Annotated in this window: 9 protein-coding genes and 1 tRNA gene; 8 read left to right on the top strand and 2 right to left on the bottom strand. The window is 40.8% G+C overall.

Translation table 11 applies throughout. The annotated features are described in order from the left end of the window. Window position 1: 1 nt before the first annotated feature. Window positions 2-75: transfer RNA gene (locus tag ACESR9_RS09945), tRNA-Pro, on the top strand. 82 nt (window positions 76-157) lie between these two features. Here the strand turns inward: ACESR9_RS09945 and ntdP are convergent. Both ntdP and recX read right to left on the bottom strand, forming a co-directional pair. Next, a complete protein-coding gene (gene ntdP, locus ACESR9_RS09940) occupies window positions 158-691 on the bottom strand; it encodes a nucleoside tri-diphosphate phosphatase (protein ID WP_373106407.1) in 534 nt (177 codons plus the stop codon). 109 nt (window positions 692-800) lie between these two features. Then, window positions 801-1,583, bottom strand: a complete 783-nt coding sequence (gene recX, locus ACESR9_RS09935) for a recombination regulator RecX (RefSeq protein WP_373106406.1) — start codon at window positions 1,581-1,583, stop codon at window positions 801-803. 37 nt (window positions 1,584-1,620) lie between these two features. Between recX and rlmD the strand changes: the two genes are divergently transcribed. The 7 genes from rlmD to ACESR9_RS09900 all read left to right on the top strand — a co-directional run bounded on the left by rlmD (window position 1,621) and on the right by ACESR9_RS09900 (window position 6,771). After that, complete coding sequence (gene rlmD / locus ACESR9_RS09930) at window positions 1,621-2,973, top strand: 23S rRNA (uracil(1939)-C(5))-methyltransferase RlmD (RefSeq protein WP_373106405.1); 1,353 nt, start codon at window positions 1,621-1,623, stop codon at window positions 2,971-2,973. 32 nt (window positions 2,974-3,005) lie between these two features. After that, entirely contained in the window at window positions 3,006-3,239 is a 234-nt protein-coding gene (locus ACESR9_RS09925) for a DUF1858 domain-containing protein (RefSeq protein WP_003005810.1), read from the top strand. Continuing rightward, window positions 3,239-4,585: a DUF438 domain-containing protein gene (locus ACESR9_RS09920; RefSeq protein ID WP_373106404.1), complete on the top strand. Its 1,347-nt coding sequence runs from the start codon at window positions 3,239-3,241 to the stop codon at window positions 4,583-4,585. Before ACESR9_RS09925 ends, ACESR9_RS09920 begins: the two co-directional genes overlap by 1 nt. A gap of 2 nt (window positions 4,586-4,587) precedes the next feature. Then, a complete protein-coding gene (locus ACESR9_RS09915; protein ID WP_021152721.1) occupies window positions 4,588-4,842 on the top strand; it encodes a DUF1912 family protein in 255 nt (84 codons plus the stop codon). Between the two features lie 180 nt (window positions 4,843-5,022). Next, window positions 5,023-5,370: a helix-hairpin-helix domain-containing protein gene (locus tag ACESR9_RS09910; RefSeq protein ID WP_021152722.1), complete on the top strand. Its 348-nt coding sequence runs from the start codon at window positions 5,023-5,025 to the stop codon at window positions 5,368-5,370. Between the two features lie 266 nt (window positions 5,371-5,636). Beyond that, the gene (locus ACESR9_RS09905) at window positions 5,637-6,215 is read left to right on the top strand and encodes a flavin reductase family protein (protein ID WP_373106403.1); all 579 of its coding nucleotides are present in this window, start codon (window positions 5,637-5,639) and stop codon (window positions 6,213-6,215) included. Then, window positions 6,202-6,771, top strand: coding sequence for a GNAT family N-acetyltransferase (locus tag ACESR9_RS09900; RefSeq protein WP_373106402.1), 570 nt, complete (start codon window positions 6,202-6,204; stop codon window positions 6,769-6,771). Before ACESR9_RS09905 ends, ACESR9_RS09900 begins: the two co-directional genes overlap by 14 nt. Window positions 6,772-6,791 lie beyond the last annotated feature (20 nt).

Genomic DNA, 6,791 nt, shown 5'->3' with positions numbered 1-6,791 from the left:
TCGGGAAGTAGCTCAGCTTGGTAGAGTACTTGGTTTGGGACCAAGGTGTCGCAGGTTCGAATCCTGTCTTCCCGATAGTATATCAAAAGAGTCTAATGATGTCATTAGATTTTTTTTTATAATTTACAAGAAAAAAGAGCTTGCGCTCTTTCCAACTTTATTTATTTCGCAGTTCAACATAACGGTTATACCATATTTTGATATATTCCTCTGAAAAAGGACCTTTGTTTTGGTTTATCCAATCTACTAGTACTTTTACATTTTCTTTTAAAATATAGTCAATGTCATCTGAATAGTGCATTTTTTCTTTATGTTGCTCATATTCTTCAACATCTAACAATTTCTTTTCACCATTTGTAAAGACCTTGACATCGAGATCATAGTCGATATATTTTAAGGCCTCTTGGTCGATGTGAAAAGGACTTGCTAAGTTACAGTAGAAAGACACACCATTGTCACGTATCATGGCGATGATGTTAAACCAATATTTTTTATGGAAATAAACGATTGCTGGTTCACGAGTGATCCAACGTCTGCCATCACTTTCTGTAACAAGTGTATGATCATTTACTCCAATAATTGCATTTTCGGTTATCTTTAATACCATGGTGTCACGCCATGTACGGTGTAAACTGCCATCATGTTTATAACTTTGAATTGTAATAAAGTCGCCTTCTTTAGGTAGTTTCATAACTTACCAACTTTCTACAATCTAAGTATATCCTCTATATTGTAACATATTTTTTTAATTTTTTTCTTATTTTTCTATTTTATTTTCAATTTGATTTTTGAATGGGTATTTATGAATCTAAAAATTCTCTAATGGCTGATGTTATATCACTATAATCGTACCCTTTTCTGGCTAGTGCTTGGGTTAAACGTTGTTTTAGGTCATAACCTTCATATTTTTTACTGTATTTACGGTATTGTTTTTCTAACTCTTTTAGGATGAGCTCATTGGTTGTTTCTTCATCTGCTTCTAGTTCAAGATTTTGGAATGCAATCTTTGCTTGGTTGTATGCAAAACCTTTTGAAATGAGTCCTTGGATGATTTTCGTTTCAATGGCTTTTAATGGGTATTTTCCTTGGTATTTCTTTTGGAGTTTTATTGCGGTACGGTTGATAACTTCTGTAAAATCATGGTCAGCAAGAATTTCTTGAAGGATAGATTTTGGGACCCCTTTTTGTTGAATTTTTTGTTGTAATAAGATAGGGCCTTTATCGCCACTGAGGAGGTTGGCCTCTATCAGGTTTCTGGCATATTGACGATCATCTAACCACTTTTCTTCTTTTAGGTGTTGGACAACTTTATCAATAATCTCACTTTCAATCTCATATTTTGTAAGGTAGTCTCGGACTTCTTTTGTTGTTCGAGCTTTAAAGGAAAGATGGTAAAGGGCCAGGTTTTTACCATAAGAGTACTGTGCAAATTCTTTGATTTCTTGTAGTTCTTCTTCACTGATTTCTTTCTCTTTGGAAAGGAAATATTTGACGATGGTGTCTTCCGTAATATATAGTTTTTGATCGTTATCTAACTCAAGGAGGTAGAGTCTTTTTTTCTTTTCTAGTTTTGTAATTTTCATGTTTTTATTATACCGAAAAATGTGTTAAGATAGGGATATGAACGTTAAAGTAAAACAAAAAATTCCTTTGAAAATTAAACGAATGGGAATTAACGGAGAAGGAATTGGCTTTTATAAAAAAACACTTGTCTTTGTGCCTGGGGCTTTGAAGGGAGAAGATATCTTCTGCCAAATTACAAGTGTCAAGAAAAATTTTGCGGAAGCCAAACTCTTATCTGTGAATAAGGCGTCTAAGTATCGGGTGACACCCATGTGTGATATTTATGAGACCTGTGGGGGCTGTCAAATTATGCATTTGAAGTATGACAAGCAGCTGGAGTTTAAGACAGATTTATTGCAACAAGCCTTGAAAAAGTTCTCACCTGAGGGCTTTGAACAGTATGACATTCGGCCAACAATCGGAATGCAGGAGCCTCTTTACTATCGGGCCAAATTGCAATTCCAAACAAGGAAATTCAAGGGCCAGGTCAAGGCGGGGCTTTATGCTCAAAATTCACATTATTTGGTAGAATTAAAAGATTGTTTGGTCCAAGATCCGGTTATTCAAGCGATTGCCAATGATCTTGCGGATTTATTGACTTACTATCAGATTCCGATTGCTGATGAGCGTAAAGAACTGGGTGTCAGAACTATGATGGTTCGACGAGCTCGGAAGTCTGGTCAAGTTCAGATCATTGTAGTCACCAGTCGGCAGATTAATTTAAAGGATTTAGTGGAAGACTTGGTCAAGAAACACCCTGAGATTGTCACCGTTGCTGTTAATAAAAATACGTCTCGCTCCAGTGAAATCTATGGCGAACAAACACAGATTATTTGGGGTGAAGAGGCTATTCTTGAAGGCGTTTTGGATTATGAATTCTCCCTCTCTCCTCGAGCCTTTTACCAGTTGAATCCAGAGCAGACTGAGGTGTTGTATAGTGAGGCGGTTAAGGCTTTAGATGTTTCTCCAGAGGATCACTTGATAGATGCCTACTGTGGGGTTGGAACGATTGGGTTTGCTTTTGCTAATAGAGTGAAAAGTGTTCGGGGGATGGATATCATTCCTGAAGCGATTGAAGATGCCAAATACAATGCTAAACGGATGGGATTTGATAATACCCACTATGAAGCTGGGACGGCTGAGGAAATTATTCCTCGTTGGTACAAAGAAGGCTATCGAGCAGATGCAGTCATTGTGGATCCACCCCGTACGGGTTTAGGGGCGAAATTGATCGAGACCTTATTGCACTATGCACCTGACAAGATGGTCTATGTCTCTTGTAATGTATCGACTTTGTCAAGGGATTTGGTAGCTTTGACAAAGGTTTATCGGGTTGAATACATTCAATCAGTGGACATGTTTCCACATACGGCAAGGACAGAGGCTGTCGTGAAGTTAGTGAAGAAGTGAAAATGAACGAAATGAGTAAAGGAAATAGGAAAATGGACAATGTTATTGATGTATCGATTCCAGTGGCTCAAGTCATTGATCAACATCCGGAAGTATTGGACTTGTTGGTGGAGTTGGGCTTTAAACCTTTAGCCAATCCCATCATGCGCAATACAGTTGGGCGCAAGGTTTCCTTGAAACAAGGATCAAAATTAGAAGGTACCCCGATGGAGAAGATTGTGCGAACGCTAGAAGCTAATGGCTATGAAGTAGTGGGGCTAGACTAATGAGTGATGAACGAATTCATGTCTTAAGAGATATCTTATTAGAGCTTCATCATGGAGCTTCCCCTGAGTCGGTTCAAGAACGGTTTGATGCGACTTTTGCAGGGGTTTCTGCGATTGAGATCTCTCTTATGGAGCATGAACTGATGAATTCAGATGCAGGGGTTACTTTTGAAGATGTTATGGAGCTGTGTGATGTCCATGCCAATCTCTTTAAGAATGCGGTTCAAGGGGTCGAAGTGGCAGATACTGACCATCCAGGTCATCCGGTTCAGATCTTTAAACAGGAGAACCTAGCCCTTCGTGCCGCTATGATGCGGGTCCGTCGCTTGCTGGATAACTATGAGACGACGGAAGATCCTGAGATGATCCAGGAGATTCACAAAGGCCTCTTACGTCAGCTTGGCTTAGTGGGTCAATTTGATCGGCATTACCGTCGTAAGGAAGAACTGATGTTTCCGATTATGGAAAAATATGGCCATGATTCACCTCCGAAAGTGATGTGGGGGGTGGATGACCAGATTCGGGAACTCTTTGCGAAAGCCTTGGACGTGGCTAAGGAACTACCGGATTCTGGTATCTTAGAAGTCAAAGAGTATTTTGAAGCATTTGCGCAAGAGTTTGAGGGCATGATCTTCAAGGAAGAGTCGATCCTCTTGATGATTTTGCTGGAGGCCTTTACCCAGGATGACTGGCTCTCCATTGCAGAAGAAAGTGATGCTTATGGTTATGCCATTATTCTCCCAAGTGAGAAATGGGTGCCGAAACGTGTGGACTTCAAGGAGGAAGCGTCGAAAGAGTCAGAAGGTTCAACTGAACCACTTCCTTCTTCAAAAGGAGATGAGCACCGTCAGGTCATTGAGACTCCTGAGGGGCAGTTGACCATTACCTTCACCCCTAAGAAAAAAGAAGAGAACTTCGATCGCAACCAACCTCAACCGTTTGGTAATGGCTATTTGTCAGTGGAGCAAGCGAATTTAATCTTGAACCAGTTACCAATGGAGATCACCTTTGTCAATAAGGATGATATTTTCCAATATTACAATGATGCTGCGCCTTTTGAGGAAATGATTTTTAAGAGGACGCCATCGCAGGTAGGACGCAATGTTGAGCTGTGTCACCCACCGAAATATTTGGAGAAGGTCAAAGCCATCATGCAGGGGCTTCGTGAAGGGAAAAAAGACAAGTATGAAATGTGGTTCAAATCAGAATCGCGTGGGAAATTTGTCCATGTTACCTATGCAGCCGTGCGTGATGAAGCTGGAGACTTCCAAGGTGTCTTGGAATATGTTCAGGACATTCAACCTTATCGAGAGATCGATACGGATTTTTATAGAGGAATGGAGTAAAGATGAGTTACGAAACAGAGTTTATGAAGGAGTTTGAGGAGTGGATCAAGACCCAAGTCATGATCAATGAAATGGCTCTCGAAGAGAGTAAGAAGGTTTTTGAGGAAGACCAGGATGAACGAGCTAAAATCGCCATGATTCGCTATGAAAGCCGTTTGGACGCTTATCAGTTCTTGCAAGGGAAGTTTGAAAATTTCCATGCTGGAAAAGGATTTCATGATTTACCAGATGGCCTCTTTGGTGAAAGAAAATATTAAAAACACCTTATTGAAGGCGTTTTACTAGCTAGATTTACCTGAAAATTGAGCAATGACTTGATTTTTTAGGGGATTGTGATACAATAAAAAAGTTGAAATGACATCAACGGATTTTTGAATGGAATGATAGTGATGAAACCTTGTTGCCTTAGGAATTGATCACTGAATTTAGGAGGAAAAATGGCAAAGAAGAACGTAAACCGTGCGAAACAATACAAACATCAAAATAGACATCTTTTGAAAAAAGCTGTCGCAACTGTAACTGCAGCTGTGAAAGAAACACCTAAAAAGGTTGAGAAAGCTACAAAAGCAGTGGCGAAAGAAGTGAAACAAGCGGCTTCTTCAGTGGAAGAATTTGCTGCAAGTTTGGAAGGTGTGGCACTTGATCGTGCGCAAACATTCTATGATGAAGGTATTCGCTCTGTTGCGGACTTCGCAAACTGGACAGAAAAAGAGTTGTTGGCCCTTAAAGGAATCGGCCCAGCTACAATCAAGAAATTGAAAGAACTAGGCGTTAAATTTAAATAATCGCTTTTATGATTTCTTGCTATTTCAAGGAAAACTTGCTAAAATGAACCTATTAGAGGTGTTTTGAATCCCACATTTTACAGAAAGTGGCGGTGCTGAGAAGTCCACAAATGTGTCAAAACTAGTTGCTAATGGATGAAAATGAAATAAATAAAGTTGCGGGCATTGCCCGAAATTGGGTGGTACCGCGGATCAACACATTCGTCCCTGTCAGATTGATGACAGGGGCGATTTTTCTTTTGCAACCCTAGCTGAAGGAGCTTGTCATGAAACAATCTTTTAACACCAGCAAACTCTACTATGGCTTTCCGATTTTCATCTTGGGGTATCAGGACCAGAACTTTGGGAACAATATCACGACCTGCAGTTCCTCTTATAGCTTGGGAGATTGGCTGGTCATCGGTGTTGGTGCTGAGGAAAATGCGGCTGATCAGATTAAGCATTATCAACAGTTCACTGTGAATATCCCTGACGAAAAACTCATGCTTGAGATGGAACAAGCTGGCTTTATCAGCCATCGGGAGAAATTGAAACACCTGGGGCTTGACTACGAGATTTCTGAACGGACCCAGGCTCCGATTTTAGAGGCTTGTCCAGTCGTTTTGGATTGCCAGGTAGATCGAATTATCGAGGAAGATGGCATCTGCCATATCTTTGCTAAGATTCTTGAGCGACTGGCTGATACAGAGCTCTTAGATGACAAGGGGCATTTTAAAAATGACCGTTTTGCGCCGACTTACTTTATGGGGGACGGCCATCAGCGCGTTTATCGTTATCTGGATGATCGAGTCGATCCCATGGGAAGCTTTATCAAGAAAGCGAGGAAGAAGAATGATAAGAGCTGAACTGCCAGAACGAATCGAAACGGAGCGTCTGGTTTTACGAGTCCGAACAGTGGCGGATGTAGAGGATATTTATGCCTACGCTAGTCTCCCAGAAGTTTCTTACCCAGCAGGTTTTCCACCCGTCAAGACCTTGGAAGACGAGATTTATTATCTAGAGCATATCCTTCCTGAGCGCAATCAAAAGGATAATCTCCCAGCAGGCTATGGAATTGTGGTCAAAGGGACGGATAAAGTTATCGGCTCAGTTGATTTCAACCATCGCCACGAAGATGATGTGCTGGAAATTGGCTATACCTTGCACCCAGACTATTGGGGGCGAAGCTATGTGCCTGAAGCGGCGCGTGCTTTGATTGATCTAGCTTTTGAAGAATTGGGACTTCACAAGATAGAATTGTCTTGCTTTGGCTACAATGTCCAAAGTCGACGAGTCGCTCAGAAACTTGGTTTTACCCTCGAAGCTCGCATAAGAGACCGCAAAGATGCTCAAGGCAACCGCTGTGATGATTTGAGATATGGCTTGCTGAAGAGTGAGTGGGAAACTCAAGATCAACATTAAAAATAGAAATAACTAGAAAG

The sequence above is a fragment of the Streptococcus parasanguinis genome (assembly GCF_964238605.1).
Classification (GTDB): domain Bacteria; phylum Bacillota; class Bacilli; order Lactobacillales; family Streptococcaceae; genus Streptococcus; species Streptococcus parasanguinis_AJ.
The sequence above is the reverse complement of the archived record's forward strand: the minus strand, read 5'-3'. Positions and strand labels throughout refer to the sequence as shown.

Excerpts from the sequence above, each read along its gene's own strand:
- ACESR9_RS09925 (WP_003005810.1), top strand. The coding sequence starts at position 3,006 with ATGGACAATGTTATTGATGTATCGATTCCAGTGGCTCAAGTCATTGAT.
- ntdP (WP_373106407.1), bottom strand. The coding sequence starts at position 691 with ATGAAACTACCTAAAGAAGGCGACTTTATTACAATTCAAAGTTATAAA.
- ACESR9_RS09920 (WP_373106404.1), top strand. The coding sequence starts at position 3,239 with ATGAGTGATGAACGAATTCATGTCTTAAGAGATATCTTATTAGAGCTT.
- rlmD (WP_373106405.1), top strand. The coding sequence starts at position 1,621 with ATGAACGTTAAAGTAAAACAAAAAATTCCTTTGAAAATTAAACGAATG.
- ACESR9_RS09905 (WP_373106403.1), top strand. The coding sequence starts at position 5,637 with ATGAAACAATCTTTTAACACCAGCAAACTCTACTATGGCTTTCCGATT.
- ACESR9_RS09910 (WP_021152722.1), top strand. The coding sequence starts at position 5,023 with ATGGCAAAGAAGAACGTAAACCGTGCGAAACAATACAAACATCAAAAT.
- ACESR9_RS09900 (WP_373106402.1), top strand. The coding sequence starts at position 6,202 with ATGATAAGAGCTGAACTGCCAGAACGAATCGAAACGGAGCGTCTGGTT.
- recX (WP_373106406.1), bottom strand. The coding sequence starts at position 1,583 with ATGAAAATTACAAAACTAGAAAAGAAAAAAAGACTCTACCTCCTTGAG.
- ACESR9_RS09915 (WP_021152721.1), top strand. The coding sequence starts at position 4,588 with ATGAGTTACGAAACAGAGTTTATGAAGGAGTTTGAGGAGTGGATCAAG.